This is a genomic window from Vibrio sp. T13N (assembly GCF_032970445.1).
Taxonomy (GTDB): domain Bacteria; phylum Pseudomonadota; class Gammaproteobacteria; order Enterobacterales; family Vibrionaceae; genus Vibrio; species Vibrio diabolicus.
This window is the reverse complement of record NZ_JAWJYE010000001.1, coordinates 65,539-88,289: the sequence shown is the minus strand read 5'-3', so window position 1 is coordinate 88,289 and position 22,751 is coordinate 65,539. Positions and strand designations below refer to the sequence as shown.

Below are 22,751 nucleotides of genomic sequence, written 5' to 3'. Positions count from 1 at the left end.
TTTAAGTGGCTGATTCGTAAAATGGATTGCGGTCTGCCATGACAATAGGCAAGGTGTTGAATAATGCGAATTACTCATATAAGGCCATCCATGACAACAACTGGTCACGTGCATTTTTATATTGGCACTTACACCAACCCACCGAGTACGAGCACGGGCATTGCGCGTGTATCGCTGAACACTGAAACGGGTGAACTGACTCGGCTTGACGATGTTGCTGTTCAACGTAATCCGTCCTATCTCACGATCACTGAACACGGGCTGTATACGTTTAGCGAAATGGATAGAAATGAAGGTGCAGAGCTCGCATTTTTTCGCGGTAGTGAATCCGTCTCTTTGCCGATTAATGGCGATTATCCGTGTCATTTGGATATCAAAAAACCGTTGTTGGCGGTCGCTAATTATGGCTCTGGCAATGTTAGCGTATTTCAATTGGATCGCGATGGTAAACCGCTAGGTTTATTGGCGGATTTATACGTTGATGGATGCGGGCCGAATTTAGAACGCCAAACTTCTCCTCATGCTCATCAAGTCACGTTTTTAAAGCACAGTGATCAATTGGTTGTCGTAGACTTAGGCAGCGATAGCGTCCTTATTTATGATTACGATGCCCAGCCGCCGGATTTTTCACTGTCGCAAGTGATTCATTTGCCCGCAGGTTCGGGACCGCGCCATGTGGTGTTTAACCAACAAGAGTCGACAGCGTATGTGGTTTGCGAACTGTCAGAAACCTTGATTGTTCTAGTTAAGCATCAAGATAAATGGCTTATCTTGAATCAAACAGAATTATTAGAAGGGGAAGAGAATCAGCAAGCGGCGGCGGCGATTCGTCTTTCGCAAGATGAAACGTTTTTGTATGTCTCTTGCCGAGCTCAGAACAAAATCAGTGTGTTTGATGTGTCTGGCGATACGCCAAAAAGGCGAGCAGCCATTCACTGTGAAGGGGCTTTTCCACGAGATTTTGTGTTGTCTCGTGATCAAAAGTGGTTGCTGGTTGCCAATCAACATTCCAACAATGTGGTGAGCTTTCGTCGCAATCCTCAAACGGGTGAAATTACCCCAACGGGTTATGACTGTGAGATAGGCTCCCCTGTGTGTATTGTCGAACAACCTTTGTAACGATTAACGCTGAAACAACAGGAAATAGAAAAGCCTAGCGGGCGGCTAGGCTTTCAGGATAAAAACAGTTAACGCCAATCTTCAACGTACAGTTAGACGTAAATTTTGCCTTTCATATACAACACACCATCACCAGATACATTGACGCAATCCTCCTTGACTTCGCAGTACAGAATGCCACCACGTGCTGATGCTTGATACGCCACTAAAGATGCTTTGCCGAGCTCTTGCGCCCAATATGGTGCTAAGCCTGCGTGGATTGATCCTGTGACAGGGTCTTCATCTCCGCCGTTTGCTGGCCAAAAGTAGCGAGATACAAAGTCGTATTGACTGCCTTTTGATGTGACGACGACATCGTAAGGGGCGAGTTGTTTCAGTTGGTCGGATCGATATTGAACATCGAAAACGGTTTGCTCATCTTCCACGATGACGAAGTAAGCTTGCGGGCTAAGCAGTACGTGTGTTACTTCGCAGTTTAATCCCTCAATTAATTGCGTAGGAACGGCGTTGACGGGGTGTGGTGCTCTTGTCGGAAATGTCATTTCAATCTTGCCAAGTGCGTTCTTAATTACGGTTAAGGTGCCCACTTTTAATGTGTGAAAGTCAATACTTCCTGTAACGCCGAGTTGGTCGAACAACACCATAGAAGCGGCGAGCGTTGCGTGTCCACAAAAGTCGATTTCTGTAAGTGGTGAAAACCAGCGTATTTCATATTGATTCGTTCCAATCGTTTTAACAAACGCGGTTTCCGAGAGGTTGTTTTCCGCTGCAATGTTTTGCATTAGCTCTGGTTCTAACCACTCTTGCAAGGGTACGACTGCGGCTGAGTTGCCTTTAAATTGCGTGTCTGTAAATGCGTCAACGACGTAGATGTCCAGTTCCATTTTGTCTTCCTTGTTCTCTGAGCGGTTGGTTAGCATAAACCAGATGCAACTCAGAGAATAAGAAATTTATGTTTGAATCTTAAAGTATCAAAATAGACGATGGTTTTATATTTTGTGATACTTATTGATGTATCTTGGCTTGTGTTGATGAATAGACTTGAATTGAACTCATTGAAAGGAAGAAAAACATGAAAGCGATTCACAAGTCTGTTTTGGCCCTTAGCGTTTTGGTTATCGGCTCTGCCCATGCTTTTGAACTAAAGAGCAAAGATATTCAAGAAGGTCATCCAATGGCGAAGACATTTGAATATTCAGGTTGGGGATGTGATGGTGCGAACCAGTCTCCACAACTGATGTGGAAAGACGTTCCAAAGGGTACAAAAAGTTTTGCGATTACCGCGTACGATCCTGATGCACCAACAGGCAGTGGTTTTTGGCATTGGATAGCGTTTGATATTCCAGCCTCAGTTAACGAACTGCCTCGTGGCGTTGATATCAGTAAGCTCGGCGGTAAGGAGTCTCGTATCGATTACGGTACTACTGGTTTTGGCGGCGCATGTCCGCCAGAAAAAGATGGTATGCACCGCTACCAGTTTACCGTTTGGGCGCTGCCGAGTGATAAGTTGAACTTGGATGAGAACACGCCAGCGGCGGTTGTAGGATTTACGTTGAATAGTGTTGCATTGGACAACGCGAAGTTAACCGCGACTTACACACGATAATTGAATACGAAAGGGGAGAAGATGGGGCATCAATATCAAGTGACGCTGTTTCGTGCGGAGCAGCAGCAAAAGCTACGTAACGTCAGGATTCACTCCCCGAGTATTATCCAGATCATTAAAGGGAGTAAGCGTCTGTTTTGGAAAAACGAAGCGTTTGATATTCTTCATCCTAACATCATGCTTTGTGAAGCAAACGCTTCGCTGAATTTTGAAAACCTTCCTCAACAAGGGCGTTTTCTTTCACGAATGTTCAGTTTTCACTGCGTACCTAGCGATGAAATGTTAGAGCTGAGTATGAGTAATGCATTGGGAAATTACGTCCCAGCGGTGGAGACAGACAAAGCACTGCAAGCGACATTAAATGCCTTGTTTTCTTTTGAACGGGAAAGTTTAAGTGAAGCGACGCAACGTTATTGGATGAGGGGGTTGTATCAGCAGTTAGCAGAGCGAGGACTATTGCATCGGCTTTTCTCGAGTTCCAATACCTCGTTCAGTCAGAAACTCAGCCGCTATCTGTCACGCTCTCCGGGCGATGACCACCCTTTGGAATTTGTTGCTGAGCGCTTTGCTATGAGCCGAGCAACGTTGATACGCAAACTCAAGCAAGAGGGCACTCAGTATCGCGAAGTGCTGGCAGAAGTGCGCTTAAATCACGCACTCTACCTGATGCAAAATGGTTCATACAACGTTGCGTTACTCGCGCAGTTGTGTGGCTATCAATCGGAAGGCCGTTTTAGCCAACGATTTAAAGGGAAGTTTGGTTTAACGCCCAGTGAGTACATAAAAACTGTCGTCAGTTAGTACTTAATATTGCTGTTTGGCTCGATCTTTATGTTTCCAATTTTAGCTCTGGTATTTGGTTTTCATCCTCAGTGCGACGTTAACCAAAGCAATCAGAACAGGAACCTCGATTAGCGGACCAATCACGCCAGCGAATGCTTGATCGGAGTTCAGGCCAAATACAGCAATGGAAACCGCGATCGCCAGCTCGAAGTTGTTGCCCGTCGCCGTAAAAGCGATGGAGGCATTTTTATCGTAGGGGATGCCCATTCTCTTCCCGATAAAGAAGCTGGTAAAAAACATCAATACGAAGTAGATCGCTAGTGGGACTGCCACGCGGAACACATCCATTGGTAGCTGTAAAATCATCTCTCCTTTGAGGCTGAACATAAGCACGATGGTGGCGAGCAAAGCGATCAAAGTAATGGGTGAAATTCGAGGAATAAACACATCGTTGTACCACTTCTCACCCTTTGCAGCGACTAACCATTTACGACTGAGAAAACCAGCGAGGAACGGAATGCCTAAGTAAATCAATACGCTTTCCGCAATGTCTCCCATGGAAATATCAACCACAAAACCTTCATAGCCAAAGAACGGTGGAAGTACGGTGATGAATAGCCAAGCCATAACGCTGTAAGTCAGAATTTGAAATGCGCTATTTAATGCCACCAAGGCCGCACCATATTCTTTGTTGCCGCCGCCAATATCATTCCACACTAAAACCATAGCGATGCAGCGTGCAAGGCCAATCAAAATAATACCGACCATGTAACCTGGATGATCACCAAGAAAGGTTAAAGCAAGAACGAACATCAGGATTGGGCCGATGATCCAGTTCATAACCAGAGACAGCGTGATGGCTTTTTTATCTCTCGTTACCGTTCCTAATAGACCGTAGTTCACCTTGGCGAGTGGTGGGTACATCATCAAAATCAAACCAATGGCGAGTGGTACGTTCGTACTACCAACGGACATTGCTTCGTTCCATTCTGCTACTTGCGGGTAGGCTGCGCCTATCCCCACGCCGATGGCCATTGCGACAAAGATCCAAACCGTTAAGTAGCGGTCAAGAAAGCTCATTTTTTCGCTGGCACTATTTAAAACTTCAGTCGTCATAGTGATCTCTATTCGTTTATCGTCGAAAGGCGATATATAAGGTTATAGTTTATCTTTGCGCGCATGGAAAGCGCGCAATGTGTCTTAGCTAAATAAACCGGAAAATTGAGCGTTAAACGCGTTCAGTTTTTCACGTTGAATGCGGTAACAAACCTTTGGCGGGTTAGGTTCTGCACTGATAAACCCGGCCTGTTTTAGAATACGTAAGTGTTCTGATACGGTCGATTGCGCTAAACCTAACTCAGAGACTAAATCGCTATTTAAGCAGCCGCCCATAGTGTCTAAAGTGTGAAGAATATGCAGAATGCGTAAGCGAGCAGGATGAGACAGCGCTTTCGCTTGAGCGGCGAGTGCTTGCTCTTTATCGAGTTGTTTTTGCGTGGCTTCAAAAGCAATTTGGCACGTTTCGCTGCATTTGTTGCTCATGAGCAAACCTTTATAGTTAATCGTCGAATTGCGATTAAGTGTACGTGTGCTTTTTCTAAGGCGCAACTGTTGGCAGTAAAAAAGCAGAACTTAAAGATACGACGAATTGGGGGTGTGGTATCAGGAGCTAAGTTCTGCTTGGGGGTTAGGTCATGAGCAACTCTCTATATTTCCTGCTCGCTAAATTAGTATGGTGAAAAAAGGGGAGGCGAAAAAGAGAGTAGATTTCTTCGCTTTATTCCTGATAAAACCGAATTGGTGGGGTTTTCCTACAATATAGGCACGAAATGTTAGTAAAAGGGGAACAAAGTGTTTGGAAGTTTTCTTATTTTATTGCCGCCAAGTTCAGTAAAATACGCCTATTGAATGGCCTCCTAGAGTTAAGGTGCGTGCGGTGTCTGATCTCAACTTATTTCGTTATTACCAACGCTTGCTCTCTTTTGGTGTTGGTAATGAAGCAAAAACCACGCTGCAAGAAATCGCCGATTTGTTGTTTACTTCGCCTCGTCATGCGCGCAGTTTGCTGGCGCAGATGCAAGAGATAGCGTGGTTAAGTTGGCGACCAAAACCGGGACGGAACCAGCGTTCAACATTGTTGTTAAACGTTGAACTCAGCGCGCTAAAAGAAAGCCTTGCACTAGAGCGAATCAAGCTTGGTAAGTACGAGAAAGCGCTGTCGATTCTGGATGAAGATGAAGCTGCATTTGGGCGACTCCTCAAAACAACGTCGGGCGCATCGGTAAAAGAGGGGCGGCTCAATATTCAGCTGACCTACAAACGCATGTTCGAGCGTGTGGTTCCGCATCAACTGCAGCGAAGTAGTGAACGTTTTTTGCTTCGCCAAATTTATTGTTGTTTGGTTTCGAGCGATTACAACGGGCAGGTGCAGCCAGAGCTGGCTCATCATTGGCGTTATGATGACAGCTTGTTCGAATGGACATTTTATCTTCGTCCGGGTCTGACTTTTCATAATGGCAACCCAATTGATGCTGAAACGGTTGTCAGTTTGTTCGCCAAATTAAGCTCTTTGGAATACTACGAAAAAGAGCTGGCGCATGTTGCCAACATTACGGCACTTAATCCATTGAAGGTTGTTTTTAAGCTTAACCGACCTGACTTGGGTTTTGCTGGACTTATTTCTGGCGTGAAATATGGCATTCAGCCCGTGAGTCAGGTGAACGTTGCTAACAACAAGTCGGTGGTGGGGAGTGGTCCATTTTCCGTCGTTGAGCACAGTGAAAACCGTTTGAAACTGCAAGCGTTTGATGGCTATTACGCGTGTCGAGTATTAACGGATTTTGTGACGATATGGATCGTCAACGATGAACAGATGGAAAATCCATCGCTTGCCGCAAACACATTGCAACCAGAACCTGATTCTGCTGATGACATGTGCAGCCACTATATGTCGACGCCAAACAGTGAAGTATCACCAGCGAGTAAACGCAGTCGAACGGAAGACGGTTGTTTGTTCGCACTGTTTAACCATCATGCAAAGCACGCTTTGTCTCAGGCCCAGCGCCGATACATCAGTGAATTGATTCAACCTGAACAGCTAGCTGAAGTGATGCGTAATGAAAACATTATATTTGGGAGCATACCTGCTTATAACTTATTGCCTAACTGGAAACCGGTGTTGCGTCCATTTGGAGAAGCGGTCAAGTTGCCAAAGCTGATCACCATCGCAGGGTACAATTACACGGCACTACGCCGGTGTGCACGAGCGATTTCTTCGCGTCTAAAACATGCGGGCAGCCGAGTCGAGATCGTTATGTACTCCTACCGTGAACTGAGCGAGAAAGCCAAAAACGGTACGCTTGATGAGACTCTGGTTGTCACCAATATTAACTTGGACGATAACCGTCATGCGTCTGCGTTTAGCAACTTCTTTAGCAATGCCGTGCTTTACCACACCTTAGGGGCGCAAAATGCGGCGTGGTTGGATGCTCAAATGGAAAATGTCCGCGCATTCTCACCGCTTGAAGATTATCTGAGCGCGTTAGAGCCGATTGCGTCCACATTGATTAGCGAATATTGGATTGCACCGATGTTTCACCATACTCAGACGCTACGTTTTCAAGGGGTCTTGGAAGATGTCGCACTCACAAACTGGGGATGGCCAGACATACGATCCGTTTGGTCTGCGGACTGATCAAAACCGCCTGAATGGCGGTTTTTTGTGTCTGCAATTTGGTGAAAGCCAGTGACGTTTTTATTTTTTCTAGCCAACAAGTGTGATGCTTATCTACGTTTGAGCGCGAGTGATCAAGAAACAGCCCGAAATGAACTTTGAAATTAATCACGAATTATATCGAGTCAATAGGTCTAATGTGATCTGATTTAAATAATGTAACTTTAAGAATATTTTCGAGAAGGTGATTGTATTCAAAATTCGTCTATTGACTTGTTGCTCAAATAAAATTTGTAGATTTTTTACGTGTGGGATTTTTGAGCTCTGTCCATTTAAACAAATTGACAGGCTTTAAAGTGTGACTCGAAGCGCAAAAGTAGCTCGGTTGCGCGGTTGGGACTCTGTTATTGATAATTAACCCATCAGATGACGAACTGTTGATAGGGTTAAATATGTTGTACGAGTTAATCGACCACGAACTAGTAGATGTAATTAATGATCGCGCTTACCAATGGCAAGATGCGGTTAAAAAGACCACTCAATACCTAGAAAATAAAGGTTACGTCTCCCAGCATTATGCTGATGCAATCATCCGTTCAACGGAAGAAAACGGTCCTTACTATGTGTTATGCCCTGGATTGGCAATGCCTCATGCCCGACCTGAAACTGGTGTTTTAAAAACAGGCTTAGGTATTCATATTTTCCCATCACCTGTTGATTTTGGATCGGATCTCGGTCCGGCCAATATTCTTATTACCTTAGCTGCGAAAGACTCTGATACCCACATTGAGGTGATTCAAGCGTTGAGCGAGATGTTTGTGGATGAAGAGAACATTGCAAAACTGGCACAAGCCTCTTCCAAAGAACAAGTGCTAGACATAATAAAAGCATACTAAAAGGAACATAACGTGAAAGCAAACATGCGAGCCAATGTGCAAGCCTTCGGAGGTCATTTGACCGCCATGGTGCTGCCAAATATCGGAGCCTTTATCGCTTGGGGCTTTATTACTGCACTCTTTATTCCTACGGGCTGGATGCCAAACGAAGCCTTTGGCGAACTCGTGGGGCCAATGATCACTTACTTGCTGCCACTTTTAATTGGTTACACTGGTGGTCAGATTGTTGGTGAAAAACGCGGCGCGGTAGCGGGGGCTATCGGTACGATGGGCGTGATTGTCGGGGCTGACATACCGATGTTTGTTGGCGCAATGATCATGGGCCCACTGAGTGCTTGGGTTGTGGTGCAAGTGGATAAACGTATTCAACACCGCATCCCTTCTGGTTTTGAGATGGTGGTCAACAACTTCTCGTTGGGTATCGTCGGTATGTTGTTGTGTTTGTTCGCCTACGAGATTGTTGGCCCTTCAGTCACCGCAGCAAACTTGTTTGTGAAATCAGGCATCGAAGCGTTGGTTGCGACGGGTTTCCTGCCTCTGTTAGCGATCATTAACGAACCAGCAAAAGTGTTGTTCCTGAACAACGCCATTGACCAAGGTATTTATTACCCACTAGGCCTGCAAGCGGCCGCAGAAACGGGCAAGTCCATTTTCTTTATGGTGGCGTCTAACCCAGGCCCAGGTCTTGGTATGCTGCTGGCTTACGCAAAGTTTGGTCAGGGTTTATCTAAACGCTCTGCGCCAAGTGCCATCATCATTCACTTCTTTGGTGGCATTCATGAGCTGTACTTCCCATATGTACTCATGAAACCAATCATGATTGTGGCAATGATTGCTGGTGCGGCGACAGGCATCGCAACCTTCAACCTATTTGATGCCGGTTTGGTCGCGGGTCCAAGTCCAGGCTCTATCTTCTCTTACCTTGCTCTTACTCCGAAAGGTAGCTTCATCGCGACCATCGCAGGTGTGACAAGTGCAACGATTGTCTCTTTCTTGGTAGCAAGTGCGATTCTGAAGGTGAGCAAATCAGAAGAAAAAGAAAGCGAGTTTGAGAAGTCAGTTTCTGACATGAAAGAGATGAAAGCGGAAGGCGCAGTTAAGCCAGTTGCAGCTGCGACGACGCAAGAGCCGAGCAAGCCAATTTCATTTGTCGCATTCGCATGTGATGCGGGTATGGGCTCTAGTGCGATGGGCGCATCGACCTTCAAACGCAAGCTGGTACAAGCTGGGATAGAGATTGAAGTGAAGAACTTTGCCATCGAGAAAGTCCCGAGTGAAGCCGATATCGTCGTGACACACGAGAGCTTAGAAAGCCGCGCAGTCAACGCGACAGGTTTACCAGTCGTAACGATCAAGAACTTCCTCAACGACCCAGCGCTTGACGAGCTGATGGATAAGATTAAGCAACAAACGGTCGCGACTGAGCAACCAGCCTAACAATGCAGTTTGGGGCGGCAGGTATCGCCCCAATTAGGAGAGAAATCATGGTACAAACAACGGCAGCGGTTATCTGTGGTGAGAAAAACGTTCAATTAAGAACCTTTGATTTACCAAACATTTCAGCCGACGAACTTCTGGTTAAAAACATTTCAAACAGCATTTGTCTATCCACTTACAAAGCAGCATTGTTAGGTAGCAAACACAAACGCGTTCCTGAAAACATTGACGAAGTGCCAGTGATGACAGGTCATGAATACGCAGGTGTGATTGTTGAAGTTGGTGAGAATCTAAAAGATCAATTCAAAGCTGGTGACTACTTTGTTTTGCAACCTGCCATGGGCTTGCCAACAGGCTACTCAGCGGGCTATAGCTATGAGACATTTGGTGGCAACGCGACGTATTCCATTATTCCTAAAATCGCTATCGACCTAGGCTGCGTGCTGCCTTACCACGGCGATTACTTTGCTGATGCTTCGCTTGCTGAGCCAATGTCTTGCATTATCGGTGCGTACCATGCGAGTTACCACACTACGCAATACGTGTACGAGCACGATATGGGCATTAAAGAAGGTGGTGCGTTAGCGCTTTTGGCGTGTGCTGGCCCAATGGGCATTGGTGCGATTGACTATGCGATCAACGGCCCTGTAAAGCCAAAACTGATCGTGGTGACGGACATCGACGCCGCGCGTTTAGACCGAGCTGAAAGCCTCATTCCCGTTGCAAAAGCCAAAGAGCAGGGCGTTGAACTGCACTATGTGAATACCGCTCAAATCGACGATCCGGTCGCGTATCTCAAAGTACTCAACGGTGGCAAAGGCTACGACGATGTAATGGTCTACGCGGCGGTTGCTCAAGTGCTAGAACAAGCCGATGAGCTACTTGGCAATGATGGCTGCCTCAACTTCTTTGCTGGCCCAACGGATAAGAACTTCAAAGTGCCGTTTAACTTCTACAACGTGCATTACGAATCAACCCATATTGTAGGGACGTCCGGTGGTTCAAAGGGTGACATGGTGGAATCTATTGAGCTTTCCTCACAAGGCAAGATCAACCCGTCTTTCATGATCACCCATGTCGGAGGCTTACAAGCTGCACCCCATACGATTCTGAATCAGTTGGATATTCCGGGCGGTAAGAAGTTGATTTACCCACATATTGACCTGCCATTGACGGCGATTGATGACTTTTTATCGCTGGCAGACCAAGACCCGTTCTTTGCGGAACTCGATGCGATTTTGTGCGCGAACAACTATGTGTGGAACGCGCATGCAGAAAAAGCGTTACTTGAGTTTTATGACGTGAGCTTAACGGTTTAGTTGCAACGAATTTGTGTGGTAGCCTTTGCGCTGCCACATAATGGAGAGGTCATAATACGTTGTCACGTGAAGATGAATTACTGGAGAAACTGGACGAGTGCGAAAATGCCACTGCGTTTCTTCAGGTTTCTAACAAAATAATTAACCTCAAGTTAAAAGCATTACTTCCGAGCGTGTTCGTCCAAGACGATCTAGTGAAGGAGTATGCTGTGGATCCTCTATTGAAAGAAGATGGTCCGTTGGTGACGACCGATGTGGTATCGAAGCTGATGTTTGCGATGGGCAAAATCTCTTTGGAAACTTACGCCGATATCGGATTGTACGATCAGGTCTTGGAGTACGTGGTTAGCCAACCTGAGAAAGTCGAATTCGCGGATGACGTGATTTACGATTTCATCAAAAACCAAGCGGTACTCTCTTCTCAGCAAGACAGCTTTTATCTTGAGTCGATCAATCAGCTTAAGTTCTCTTCGTTTGAGTCCTTTTCGCAAATGAGATACGAATCTCTCATCAAAACAGTGTTGAAGCTGTCGTGTGAAATGTTGATAGAAAGAATCGAAGGGGAGATCAATCAATAAGGGTTCACCATGAAAGTGAATTTAAACGTCAGTGGTTTTGAAACCGAAGCTACCTTTCCTGATGCCGACGTAAAGCGAATCCATCAACCTCTTATCGAAAAATTTACCCGTCTTTATCATGAGAAGCAGGAACGCATTGTGGTGTTCTTGTGTGCCCCTCCGGGCAGCGGTAAGTCAACCCTTGCTGCGTTCTGGGAATATCTCTCTGAACATGATGAAAGCCAAGAGCCTTTACAAGTGCTGCCGTTTGATGGTTTCCACTATCCAAATGAGATCCTCGACAACAATACGATTGAACGAGATGGCGAGCTCGTGCCTCTGCGCAGTATTAAGGGGTCCTATCAAACATTTAATCTGACGGAGCTTATCGACAAGCTCAAACAGCTCAAAATGAAAGATACAAAATGGCCATACTACGACCGCAATTTGCATGATCCAGTCGACGACGCCATTTTGGTAAATCGGAATGTGGTTGTCGTTGAGGGGAATTGGTTACTGCTTAATGAACCGGTGTGGAATGAACTGCATCGTTTGGCCGATTTTACCGTCTTTGTAGATACACAGCCTGAGTTTCTGCAAGAACGCTTAGTAAACCGTAAGATTCGTGGTGGTACAGAGCCAGAAGCTGCATTGGAGTTTTATTTGAACTCAGATGCCGTAAATGTAGATAAGGTTTTAAATCACTCGATTCCAGCGGATCTCACGCTGTTTCTGAATCAAAACTGTTCGTTCGAAATTCGATAATTCGTCCACAATTTAGGAGGTCACCATGGATATCGTCGTTGATAGCCACACCCATACTATTGCCAGTGGACATGCCTACAGCACCATTTTAGAGAACGCATTGGCAGCCAAGAATAAGGGGCTAAAACTTCTTTGTACCACCGATCATGCTCCCGAAATGCCAGGAGCCCCTCACTACTGGCATTTCAATAATCAAAGAATTTTGCCCCGCTTTTTACACGATGTAGGTATTCTCCGTGGTGTCGAAGCCAACACGCTGAATGTGAAAGGGGAGATAGACTTACCATCGTCTTCTGACCAACATCTTGACTGGGTGATTGCGAGTTTCCATGAACCCGTATTCAAGCCCGCAACCGAAGCTGAGCATACTGCCGCTCTAATAAATGCGATTAAAAGCGGCAGAGTGGATGTTCTTGGTCACTTAGGTAACCCAAATTACCCATTCGATATGGAACAGGTGCTGCGCTGCGCGAAAGAGCACAATGTTGCGGTTGAAGTTAACAATACATCTTTGACAGGCAAAAGCCGTAAGGGCAGTGATTCCCGTTGTGATCGCATTGTCGAGCTGGGCAAAGAGATTGGCGTTTACTTCAGTACCGGATCTGATGCGCACTTCTGTGAAGAGATCTCTAAGTTAGATTTGGCGATTGCTTTGCTGGAAAAACACGGTGTGGAAGAAGAGCAGATACTCACTACGTCGACGAGCCGATTCTTGAACTTCTTATTGCTGAGAGGTAAGGCGAGGATTTCAGAGTTTAAGGATTTTTACTAAGTAAAATCCCAAACACATTAAACGAAGTATTTTCTTATACAGCCCTAAAACCCGCTAAGCTGCGGGTTTTATTCGTTTTGGGGAGGCGTAGAACACACAACGCGACTGTCATATAAAGCGTGAAAAGAAGAATCAATGAAAAAGGGAATGAAGGCCATAATTCGAGAATATTATAGGCCGAGCGGGAATTTTATTGCTCTTAATCAGTCATAAGGTTATGAGCCGCTTTTTGTGTTCCGCTGTTCAATAACGAGCGATAACAGGCGAACAAGTAGGGACTGAGCTTCAGGAGACAGTAAGCGTGCTACGGCCATTAGATCACCTGCTGTTACGTGTTGAACGTCTCTTATATCCAATGCGATGTCGAGATCGGTCAAATGCAGAGAGCGCAGTATGGAGCGATATTGGGAAAGTTTCAGGTCGGATTCTCCACGCTCTATCCGTTGATACGTTTTCACGCTCATCCCTGCGATGTTTGCCATTTGTTCACGGGAGAGGCCACTCGCTTTTCTTCTCGCAATCAGTGCTTCAATAATAGGGTCGACCTGCATGTGCTCTCCTGAAAGGACAGTTTTGACCTAAATAAAGCAAGAAGTGGACCAGTTTAACCATCTCATATTTACCTGTTTTGCAATCAGTATAAGAATAGCTATCTAATAAAAATGTACATATTTTAGTCAGTTATAAACTCAATGGAAAAGTATCAATCATACAAATCAATCGAGACAAAATACTCAATTCGCAAAATGCAACGCATTTTAGATCAATTATTTAGCGAGCTTAATGAGCAGCATCGTGTCACTAAAGAAAATGTAGTCGCTCTGACTCGACAGTCTCAACAGAGGTTGATGAACTACAAAGAGCTTTATCTTCATAAAGAATCGATAGGTGAGGTAGAGTTGCAGATTGCGTATGAAAATATGAGTGTGACTGAGAAGCAGGTCGCGGATATGGGCGTTTCAGCATTAACTTATATCATCGGAGCGTTAGATAAAGCGTATTAATAGAATGGGCAAGCTAGCTTAGATTTAGACAGTTTGGATAACACCTAAAAGAAAGGATGCAAATGCTGGGGAACCACACCCAGCATTCGGACACTCATTTACCTATAGTTTCGAACCGTAAATCAGTGTTTAGAGGTATGTGAACCGAACAGTGTCGGTACGCAGCGAATAATAGCGATATTGTCCGATCTAGGCTACGCCCCTGGAATCTAACACCTTTACTTGAACTGTAAATTAATTTGTACACCCATCCAAAGTTGAGCGGTTGAGCACGTTTTTACTCTCATTAGGCGATAAAAGACTGATTAGTGATGAAAATAACAACACATCTTAGGTGAATGAGGAGAGTTGTTAAAATATATCGCTATAAGATTGACCTTTTGCTTTTCAATCGTCCTGCTTATGCCTTACAATCTTTTCGAACCAAATCCATTCACAACGAATGGGGTTGATGAATTAAGATGAACAATTTTGCTTCGAACCCAAAGTTGTGCGCATTTCATCAACGATGACATCGCCCAAAACGACTCTCAAGTGTTCATGTGCAATTGAATTAACCACCTTTTGCTGCATGTTTTCTTAGCCATATAGGGTTCTTGTAACCAAATTTTGGTTGAGTAGAGCGTTTTGTTGGGTGTGCTTTGGATGTAGCACAACTGGCGAGAAATAAACGGATTGAATTTAGAGGTATTAACCGTGAACCTAAAACTTGTCGGCAGCTCCCTGATCGTTGCAGGTACTGCTCTTGGCGCTGGTATGCTTGCTATACCAATGGTGCTTGCTCAATTTGGCCTCCTTTGGGGCACTCTTCTTATGTTATTCATCTGGGCTGGGACGACTTACGCTGCGCTGCTCCTTCTTGAGGCCAGTTGCAAAGTAGGCGGCGGCGTGAGCATGAATGCAATTGCTCGCGAAACGCTAGGTAAAGGTGGCCAGTTGGTAACCAACAGCTTGCTTTACGCCCTGTTAGTTTGTCTATTGATGGCTTATATCATTGGTGCGGGTGATCTCGTACAAAAAGTAACAGCCTCAATTGGGCTGCCAACATCTACGATCGCAAGCCAAGTCGGTTTTACTCTTTTAGTCGGTATCATTGTTTCGGCAGGCACAGGGGTTGTAGATAAGCTTAATCGCGGTTTGTTCCTAGGCATGATCGTGGCGTTGATCCTGACACTTTTTGCGCTTGCACCAAGCGTCTCGTTTGAGGGACTTGATGAAGTCGTGAGTGACGATAAGATGGCGCTAATTAAGACAAGCTCGGTGCTTTTCACCAGTTTCGGTTTTATGGTCGTGATCCCATCGCTTGTAACTTACAACAAAGAAGCGAGCAAAACTCAACTGCGTAATATGATTATCGTGGGTTCAACTATTCCGCTTGTTTGTTACTTATTATGGTTGTTAGCAGTTGTCGGTAACCTACCACCTCATGAGCTTGTTCAATACTCCAACGTAACGGAGTTGATCTCGGTATTAGGTCAGCAATACGAGGGTTTGGAGTTTATCCTATCCATGTTCACTGGGTTAGCACTGCTAACGTCGTTCTTAGGTGTGGCAATGGCGCTATACGATCAAAATGCAGACTTACTGAAAGCAAGTAAGCCAGTGATTTTTGTTACTACTTTTGTGCTACCACTACTAGGTGCTGTGTTTGCGCCAGAACACTTCTTGGCTATTCTTAGCTACGCGGGGATTATTCTTGTGTTTCTCGCGGTCTTTGTCCCATTATCAATGACAATGAAAGTGCGTCGAGTGCCAGTAGAAGATGACAATATTTATGAAGCTGGTGGCGGCGTAATGGGAATGAGCATGATCTTCCTATTCGGCTGTTTCTTGCTGTTTGCCCAAGCAGTATAAAATCACGCTAGCTTATTTAAAAACTGAGCCGCCCGTTGTATAACGGGCGGCTTTTTTGTGTTTATAACCCAAACACAGAGGACTTAAAAAGTTATCAATATCAGTGATACTTTACCTTTCTCTGATAATCACGATAAGCTTTGACCTTGTAGTAAAACTCCTTGGCGAAAGGCTGACATGTACAGTGATTCACCCTTCTATTATATCGATGTTGATATGAATAAGAGGCTCTGTTGTGTCAAAGCAATTATCTTTTGCCATGGTTGGCGTTATATTGTCTTTAGGTGTGTTCAGTACAGAAGTGATGGCTGACCCGAAACATAGGCATGGTCATCGATATGATCACCATCATGAGCATCACCATCATCATAAACGCAAGCACAAGCATAAACATAAGCATAAGTATAAACATCGTGACGTTATTTATGTGGAGTCTCGACGACCAAGACGCAGTTACTACTACCACGACCGAATTCCTCGTAATAGTACCTACATAAAGATTGGAGATTTCACCTATTTAAAAGTGGATGATCGTTATTATCGTCGCTCCAATGACCGCTATATCCATGTTGAATTCAACTAGAGTGGGAAAGGCAGCATAGCAAGCGTGATAACAGTTTTGAGCCGAGTGGCGATAACACTAAAAACTAGGCGCTCTAAGTCTAGATACCACTGCGATAGAGGTCTAAAAACAAAAACAGCGAGCATTGGCTCGCTGTTTTTGTTTAGGTGAAGACTAGACTGTAAATCGGTTTAATATTTGATCTTGTTTATGCACATCTTCTTGCTGTGCCTGCATAGCATCGTTAGTTCGATTTGCAGATTCGGCGACTTGAGTCGATAGGTCTTTAATATTCACCGTATTGTTGTTGATCTCTTCCGCAACTAAGCTTTGCTCTTCCGCCGCTGAGGCGATTTGTAAGTTCATATCAGAAATACGCTGAATCGCATCACGAATACGTTGTAGCGCGTTGTTTGCCAAGTCTGCTTTTTCTACGGCTTCTACAGCGCTACCCTTGCTTTGATGCATAGCATTTGCCACAGATGATGCGCCAGATTGCAGCTGCTCAATCATAGTACGAATTTCTGTCGTTGATTCTTGAGTTCGTTGCGCCAGTGTACGAACTTCATCAGCAACGACGGCGAAGCCTCGGCCAGATTCTCCCGCACGTGCAGCCTCGATTGCGGCATTCAGCGCGAGTAAGTTCGTTTGGTCCGCAATATCGTTGATGACTTTTAGAATCGTTTCGATGTTGGCGGTTGCAGATTCAAGCACTTGCACTTCTTCGACAGCAAGGTCAATGCTATCGGAAAGCATGTTGATCGTTTGTGTCGATTCACCGACCACAGAAGAGCCCTCAACCGTTGCTTGATCAGCTTCTTTGGCTGCACTCGCTGCGCCTTGCGCATTATTGGCAACTTCAGTCGCGGTAACAGACATCTCGTGCATCGCGGTGGCTAATTGTTCTAGCTCTTGTAGCTGAGTTTGAATAGCACCAGCCGAATCTTTTGCACCCTCAGCGGTGATTTGAGTGCCATTCAAAATTTGATCAGAAATACTCTTCGACTCAATAATTTGCTGTTGCAAGTTTTCCATGAATGTATTGAAGTTTGTAGCAAGCTCTGAGAATTCTTGGTCAGTATCAGTTTCAAGGCGCTGTGTAAGATCGCCTTTCCCTGACGCAACATCTTTAATCGCGTTGTTTAAAGTGTCCAGCGGACGCATGAGCGTGCGAATGAGTAGAGTCAGTGCAATAACAGAAGCAATCACGGCAATGATTGAATAAATAATAGCGCTGTTGCGAAGCTCTCCTACGGCAGAGTAGGCGATAGCTTCATCAATAACTGAACCCACGTACCAGTTCTCGCCCGGGATGTGAGTCAAGTTAATCATATAACGATCGCCATCGATCTCAATGTGTTGCGTTGATTGTGTAAGATCGACCTGTGGTAGGTAGCTACCAACTTTTTCACCGTTGTACTTACTTTGAGGGTGGGCAATGGTAGTTCCATCAGCGGTGACCAAAAATAAGTAACCAGCGTCAAACAGATTCACTTGGTTGACGAGGTCAGAAAGGGTAGTGAGCTCAAGGTCATAAAACATACCAGCTAAGAACTGGCCGTTTTCTTTTACTGGTGTACCAACAGAGATGATGACGTTTTTTGAAGACGCATCGACGTATGGGTCAGTTACGACCAAATCGCCTTTGTTTTTAGCTGCGATGAACCAAGGACGTTGACGCGGATCGTAGTCTGGTCCTGCTTCCCAGCCGTCGTCATTTTCAATCACGAAGCCATTGCTTTCATAACCAAAGCCAATCGCAAGAAAGCTGGCTTTTGGTGTTGGTCGCTCAAGAATGTTCTGAACGTAGTTGTGTGAACTTGGATTAAGTTCGATAACTTCAGTAATAGAACGAGCGAGATCCTTTTTAGCATTCATTTCTGATTGCACAGTATTGCCAACACTGGTCAATACCTCGTTCACACTCGAGTCAATGTGCTCCTGCGTTTGGGAGCGGATAGTCATAACTTGTTGCGTCGACAGTAGTGACACGGTAATTAGCAGCAAAAATGACGAGGCTGTGACAACCTTATGTCTAAATTTCATGAGCTTTCCTCTGATTCTCCCGGTTGGCTTCACTATGCTTTCACCTCTTTTTAAACGGGCGAATTCGGCATCAAGAGAAACCTATTGTGTTTGGTTATCTTCTTTATCGACATCTTTGTCAAAAACATGAGTCTATTTGTTGTCTTTTTTAACCAAATTTAAACAAAACGGTAAGTTACGACAAAAACCGTGAGTTTGATCAGATTTGTGCGCTCTGTTAATGAAAGCGTCATAATGAAAAGAATTGCGTAAAGCATAGTGTTTCAGGTTGGCGTTATTGGTGAGATGAGAACGACTTAACTGTCGTAAAAGGGGGCGTGATTGGAGCTGTTCGTTGTAAGTTATGAGCGTTTGCTAATTAAGTGATCTGAATAGAGCTGTAGATAGAGTTTTAGACATAAAAAAGGCCCCGACAATGCGGAGCCTTTGTTGATTGATGCTTTGATTTTAGAAAATCAGATGAGCAACACCAGCAATCACAGGTAATGTGATTAGCGTACGCAGAATGAAAATAACGAACAGTTCTACAATGTTTACTGGAATTTTGCTGCCTAGTAGTAGGGCGCCAACTTCTGACATGTAGATAAGCTGAGTTACTGACATTGCTGCAATAACAAAACGTGTCATTTCATTATCAATTGATGCCGCTAAAATTGCCGGGATAAACATATCCGCAAAGCCAACAACAATAGTCTGTGATGCGGCGACAGCTTCTGGAATTTGCAGTAGCTCTAGGTATGGAATGAATGGCTGACCTAGAATTTCAAATACAGGAGTGTACTCTGCAATCACTAATGCTACGGTACCCAGACCCATAACCACAGGTAGTACGCCAAACACCATGTCGATTGCGTTATGTACGCCTTCTTTAAATACAGACTGAACAGATGTTACCTGACCCGCGCGCTTAAGTGCTAGATCCATACCCCATGAGAATGTGGTGTGGCCTTCTGGTACGGCGTCAGCATCTTTATCTGGGTTGCTGCCATCAATGTAGCGATCTTTCTTCAGGCTTAGCGGCGGTAAGCGAGGAATGATAACCGCAGCGACAATACCTGCTAAACAGATTGCGCCGTAGAAAGGTAGGAACAGATGCTCTAACTGTACCTGAGCGATAACCACTAAGCTAAACGTGATCGATACTGCTGAGAACGTTGTCCCGACAACAGCGGCTTCACGCTGAGTATAGAATTTATTTTCGTACTGTTTGCTGGTTAGCAAGATACCAACACTGCCGTCGCCTAACCAAGACGCCATACAGTCAATTGCGCTACGTCCAGGCAGGTTGAATACCGGGCGCATTATTTTACTCAGTAATGCGCCAAACAGCTCAAGAAGACCAAAGTTCAGAAGAAGCGGAAGGAGTAGGCCCGCAAAAATGAACACCGCAAACAAAGTTGGTAGAAGACCGGTAAGAACAAGGCCACCTGTGTTTTCTTCCCAAATCGCTTTTGGACCCACTTGGAAGAATGTCATTAATACGGCTGCACCGCCGATTAAGCGAACAATAAGCCAAAGCGGCGATGGATTGAAAAGACCGTTTAAAAATCCATTACGTAAAATCGCTGCAGGTTTGAAAATTTTGCAAAGAACAGAAGCGACTGCCATGAAAGCGATGATACTGGTGACGATAGCGATCAAGGTATCGCCTAATACTGCCGGGATGACTTTTGCCATAACCGCAACAGGGATAGTTAGGCCGCCATCGTATGAGATCGGAGCCATAAAGAGTAGAAGACCGATTAGGGAAGGGATGAAAAACATCCAAAAGTTGCCCTTAGGAGCTTCAGTAGCATTAGTGGTGTTATGCATAGTTGTCTCGTGTTACTACTAGTCAATACTTGCCATTTCCATGACATAAATATTCACTAAACATCCGTATTTAATCACAGTTTTGCGGAGGGTACCCGCAAACTGCATCCATTGCAATACTATTCATTAAATACATCTAGTTATTCAGCCGATTTGTCGGGTAATTGGTCAAATAACGTATAAGTGTATACGAATATGTTGCTTGTGTTAGAAAATTGTAGCATGGAGCGCGAGCAGCGCAGAGAATTATGGGGCGCATTGTGACTGGAATAATAAAACGGTAAACAAATGTGACTTTGATCTAACTAACTTTTTACCTGAAGCCCTGTTAGCCCTAGCTGCTATAAGGTTTTTAGCTGCGTTACAACACGATAAAACGTTTATTATGATGTGCAGTGGTGAGATAGTTGAGCTATAACCGATTGAAGCATTCGGCCTCAATCGGTTCGAGATTTTATGCTTTTTGTTGGCGACTAAGCACGTAAAGGTAACTCCAGTAGATCAGAGCCGTAGCGAAAGCCAATATTGCAGGGAAGACGAGCGTATATAATCCATATACCACGAATAGTGCGGCTCCTGCGACACCGCCAAGCAAGAATCCGAAGAAAATGAATAGGAGTAGCTTTGCTTTACGTCGATCAAATTGACGACCTCTTAAGCTTTCTCCAATCATAATCCCCAGATCGGTGATGATTCCAGTCATATGTGTGGTTCTGACTACTGCGCCGCTGAATGTAGTGATCATTGCGTTTTGTAATCCACATGCTGCTGACGCTAGATATTGGCCGTACAAATCCCCTTGCACCAAAAAGCCCAAACTGAGTAGGAGCAAGCTCCCTTCTATGCACAGTGCAACACCATATCTTCGCCCTAGTTTTAACGCACTGCTCTCAATAAAAAAGCCGCTAAAGGCAGCACCGATCAAAAAGCTAAATACGATGAAGAGCAGGTGAATGGAGCTATCCACACCTGTTAGCAAGCTGTTCCCTAGCTGAGTTACGGTTCCCGAAAGATGTGTTATCGCTTGATGTTGAAAGCCGAGAAGACCAACGGCATTGACGCAGCCCGCGAGAAGGGCAAGTAGAAACGCGCCATATTCCACCCAACGAGGAAGTCTGGAAATCACAATAAAACCCCACCAAATGTTAGGAGCCGATTATAACGCTCACACCGCGTTACGAAACCCCTTACAGTAAAACTCGGTTGATCATTCTCAAAAAAATCTCATTTATCGAGCTTTTGCTTTGACCATGATAACGACATAGAGGGGGATTTCCCCTACCTGATGTGTTCCATTGTACATTCGAAACTCACCCATCCATGTTTCCTCTGTTCATAGATTGAAACCGTTGGTTGGTGGAACTCTTTATCAGTAAAAAGACCGACGGGAATGATCATGATTTCAGGAAATGTAGAGACCAATAAGCGCATTGTCGTGCCGCAAGAAGGGCAAAACTCATACTGAACCTCGCTGCCATCATCCCCCATTCGGGTATAGCAGGTGACTTCACCGTTTAAGGTTACGTGCTCTTTATCAAAGCGAGCCTGTACCCCAAACACACTGCCTGTCCGCTTTTGGCATTCAAAACAATGGCAGACAGATGTACGGATGGGTTCTCCCTTACAACGGATCTCAACTAAACCGCAGGCGCATTCGCATGTATGAATGGTTGTTGTCATCGTGATTACCTATTCTTCCCAATACACCAATGAATTTGGAACACTGAGAGCAGTGTCAGTGGCCAGTTATGAAATCTGGGCTTGAAAATCATTTGGATACAGTCAGTTTAGTTTAATTTTGAAACCCTTGAAGGGATGAAATCATTTGGGTATACAATGCTATACTCGCTTTTTCATTTATACCTTTAAACAAGGAAGTCTTCATGGCTCACAAAAGAATCCTGCCGATACCACTTATTCTTCTTATTCCGATCGTATTATTGGTCGTGGTTGTGATCGCGGGTGTTTATCGCTTTAGTTTGTCTGATGAAGAGATCATGGCTAAGTTCCCTCAATCGGAAGCAGAAACCAATGTTATTGTGCAAGAGACGCTGGGAATTACTTCACGCAACCCATGGACGATTCAAGTACCAGAGCAGGGAGCGGTCACTTTTCTTGATGAGTGGGATAAAGAAAACGGCTATTTGATAGGCGATTATGATGCAGGTGCGACAAAAGGTCAGGTACTCGTTCCAACTGCGTTTATTAGTCAGCGTGAGATTGAGAGTGTTTCATGGATTGCTGCACCGATGATTGTAACGACACAAGGTAGCGGTTCGTTTAACTATGTTGGCTTGTTCAAGTTTGACCCCGTGCCGAGCCGAGTTGTCCTTTTAGACAGTATTTTTGTCGGTGACCGCGTTAAATTTACCCAAATTACATGGGAAAGTGATGCCATTATCACGCTTTCATATTTAGCGCATGGTGACGATCAAGCAATGGCAGATACGCCAAATCAATTAAATTCATCCACATTAAAGCGTGTAGGGAATAACTTACATATGCAACAGTGATGAATTTTTTTTGAGTTCTGTAAAAATTCAGTG

The 22,751-nt window shown here is 44.8% G+C and carries 22 protein-coding genes; 14 read left to right on the top strand and 8 right to left on the bottom strand.

All coding sequences use genetic code 11. The annotated features are described in order from the left end of the window. Positions 1-90: 90 nt before the first annotated feature. The gene (locus R2S67_RS00440) at positions 91-1,119 is read left to right on the top strand and encodes a lactonase family protein (protein WP_317342135.1); all 1,029 of its coding nucleotides are present in this window, start codon (positions 91-93) and stop codon (positions 1,117-1,119) included. 92 nt (positions 1,120-1,211) lie between these two features. Here the strand turns inward: R2S67_RS00440 and R2S67_RS00435 are convergent, their stop codons facing one another. Next, positions 1,212-2,003 (bottom strand): PhzF family phenazine biosynthesis protein, encoded by a 792-nt coding sequence (locus R2S67_RS00435; RefSeq protein WP_317341712.1) that lies wholly within the window; start codon positions 2,001-2,003, stop codon positions 1,212-1,214. Positions 2,004-2,191: 188 nt separating this feature from the next. Here R2S67_RS00435 and R2S67_RS00430 point away from each other — a divergent pair, with 188 nt between their 5' ends. After that, entirely contained in the window at positions 2,192-2,725 is a 534-nt protein-coding gene (locus R2S67_RS00430; RefSeq protein ID WP_167427652.1) for a YbhB/YbcL family Raf kinase inhibitor-like protein, read from the top strand. A gap of 21 nt (positions 2,726-2,746) precedes the next feature. After that, positions 2,747-3,526: a helix-turn-helix transcriptional regulator gene (locus R2S67_RS00425; RefSeq protein WP_258647105.1), complete on the top strand. Its 780-nt coding sequence runs from the start codon at positions 2,747-2,749 to the stop codon at positions 3,524-3,526. Between the two features lie 42 nt (positions 3,527-3,568). On the opposite strand, the gene arsB is transcribed toward R2S67_RS00425, so the two are convergent. Both arsB and R2S67_RS00415 read right to left on the bottom strand, forming a co-directional pair. After that, entirely contained in the window at positions 3,569-4,624 is a 1,056-nt protein-coding gene (arsB, locus tag R2S67_RS00420) for an ACR3 family arsenite efflux transporter (protein ID WP_005391233.1), read from the bottom strand. 84 nt (positions 4,625-4,708) lie between these two features. After that, a complete protein-coding gene (locus R2S67_RS00415; protein WP_006742094.1) occupies positions 4,709-5,050 on the bottom strand; it encodes an ArsR/SmtB family transcription factor in 342 nt (113 codons plus the stop codon). A 394-nt stretch (positions 5,051-5,444) separates the two neighbouring features. Here R2S67_RS00415 and R2S67_RS00410 point away from each other — a divergent pair, with 394 nt between their 5' ends. From R2S67_RS00410 to R2S67_RS00380, 7 genes are all read left to right on the top strand, one after another. After that, positions 5,445-7,202 (top strand): SgrR family transcriptional regulator, encoded by a 1,758-nt coding sequence (locus R2S67_RS00410; protein ID WP_317341711.1) that lies wholly within the window; start codon positions 5,445-5,447, stop codon positions 7,200-7,202. A 431-nt stretch (positions 7,203-7,633) separates the two neighbouring features. After that, a complete protein-coding gene (locus tag R2S67_RS00405; protein WP_005391226.1) occupies positions 7,634-8,077 on the top strand; it encodes a PTS sugar transporter subunit IIA in 444 nt (147 codons plus the stop codon). 12 nt (positions 8,078-8,089) lie between these two features. After that, entirely contained in the window at positions 8,090-9,514 is a 1,425-nt protein-coding gene (locus tag R2S67_RS00400; RefSeq protein ID WP_005498331.1) for a PTS mannitol transporter subunit IICB, read from the top strand. A gap of 47 nt (positions 9,515-9,561) precedes the next feature. Further along, positions 9,562-10,833 carry a zinc-binding dehydrogenase gene (locus tag R2S67_RS00395; RefSeq protein ID WP_317341698.1) on the top strand — a complete coding sequence of 424 codons (1,272 nt, stop codon included), beginning with the start codon at positions 9,562-9,564 and terminating at the stop codon, positions 10,831-10,833. Between the two features lie 59 nt (positions 10,834-10,892). Continuing rightward, positions 10,893-11,411: an MltR family transcriptional regulator gene (locus R2S67_RS00390; protein WP_005435522.1), complete on the top strand. Its 519-nt coding sequence runs from the start codon at positions 10,893-10,895 to the stop codon at positions 11,409-11,411. A 9-nt stretch (positions 11,412-11,420) separates the two neighbouring features. Then, complete coding sequence (locus tag R2S67_RS00385; protein ID WP_317341697.1) at positions 11,421-12,155, top strand: nucleoside/nucleotide kinase family protein; 735 nt, start codon at positions 11,421-11,423, stop codon at positions 12,153-12,155. 25 nt (positions 12,156-12,180) lie between these two features. Continuing rightward, positions 12,181-12,927 carry a phosphatase gene (locus R2S67_RS00380; RefSeq protein WP_317341696.1) on the top strand — a complete coding sequence of 249 codons (747 nt, stop codon included), beginning with the start codon at positions 12,181-12,183 and terminating at the stop codon, positions 12,925-12,927. A 215-nt stretch (positions 12,928-13,142) separates the two neighbouring features. Here R2S67_RS00380 and R2S67_RS00375 read toward each other — a convergent pair whose 3' ends face one another. Further along, the gene (locus R2S67_RS00375; protein ID WP_145472102.1) at positions 13,143-13,478 is read right to left on the bottom strand and encodes a helix-turn-helix domain-containing protein; all 336 of its coding nucleotides are present in this window, start codon (positions 13,476-13,478) and stop codon (positions 13,143-13,145) included. 141 nt (positions 13,479-13,619) lie between these two features. Between R2S67_RS00375 and R2S67_RS00370 the strand changes: the two genes are divergently transcribed. The 3 genes from R2S67_RS00370 (at position 13,620) to R2S67_RS00360 (ending at position 16,368) form a co-directional block, all read left to right on the top strand. Continuing rightward, positions 13,620-13,931: a hypothetical protein gene (locus tag R2S67_RS00370; protein ID WP_145472101.1), complete on the top strand. Its 312-nt coding sequence runs from the start codon at positions 13,620-13,622 to the stop codon at positions 13,929-13,931. 696 nt (positions 13,932-14,627) lie between these two features. Then, complete coding sequence (locus tag R2S67_RS00365; protein ID WP_005391218.1) at positions 14,628-15,785, top strand: amino acid permease; 1,158 nt, start codon at positions 14,628-14,630, stop codon at positions 15,783-15,785. Between the two features lie 235 nt (positions 15,786-16,020). Next, positions 16,021-16,368: a hypothetical protein gene (locus R2S67_RS00360; protein ID WP_082244876.1), complete on the top strand. Its 348-nt coding sequence runs from the start codon at positions 16,021-16,023 to the stop codon at positions 16,366-16,368. A gap of 153 nt (positions 16,369-16,521) precedes the next feature. Here R2S67_RS00360 and R2S67_RS00355 read toward each other — a convergent pair whose 3' ends face one another. The 4 genes from R2S67_RS00355 to R2S67_RS00340 form a co-directional block, all read right to left on the bottom strand. Next, positions 16,522-18,393, bottom strand: a complete 1,872-nt coding sequence (locus R2S67_RS00355; protein WP_317341694.1) for a methyl-accepting chemotaxis protein — start codon at positions 18,391-18,393, stop codon at positions 16,522-16,524. A gap of 447 nt (positions 18,394-18,840) precedes the next feature. Further along, positions 18,841-20,205 (bottom strand): YjiH family protein, encoded by a 1,365-nt coding sequence (locus R2S67_RS00350; RefSeq protein WP_031780191.1) that lies wholly within the window; start codon positions 20,203-20,205, stop codon positions 18,841-18,843. A 454-nt stretch (positions 20,206-20,659) separates the two neighbouring features. Further along, on the bottom strand, positions 20,660-21,331 hold the full coding sequence (locus R2S67_RS00345) for a YoaK family protein (protein WP_317341693.1): 672 nt from the start codon (positions 21,329-21,331) through the stop codon (positions 20,660-20,662). A gap of 152 nt (positions 21,332-21,483) precedes the next feature. Beyond that, on the bottom strand, positions 21,484-21,885 hold the full coding sequence (locus R2S67_RS00340; RefSeq protein ID WP_080955925.1) for a GFA family protein: 402 nt from the start codon (positions 21,883-21,885) through the stop codon (positions 21,484-21,486). Positions 21,886-22,088: 203 nt separating this feature from the next. Here R2S67_RS00340 and R2S67_RS00335 point away from each other — a divergent pair, with 203 nt between their 5' ends. Further along, complete coding sequence (locus tag R2S67_RS00335; protein ID WP_167427647.1) at positions 22,089-22,718, top strand: hypothetical protein; 630 nt, start codon at positions 22,089-22,091, stop codon at positions 22,716-22,718. Positions 22,719-22,751 lie beyond the last annotated feature (33 nt).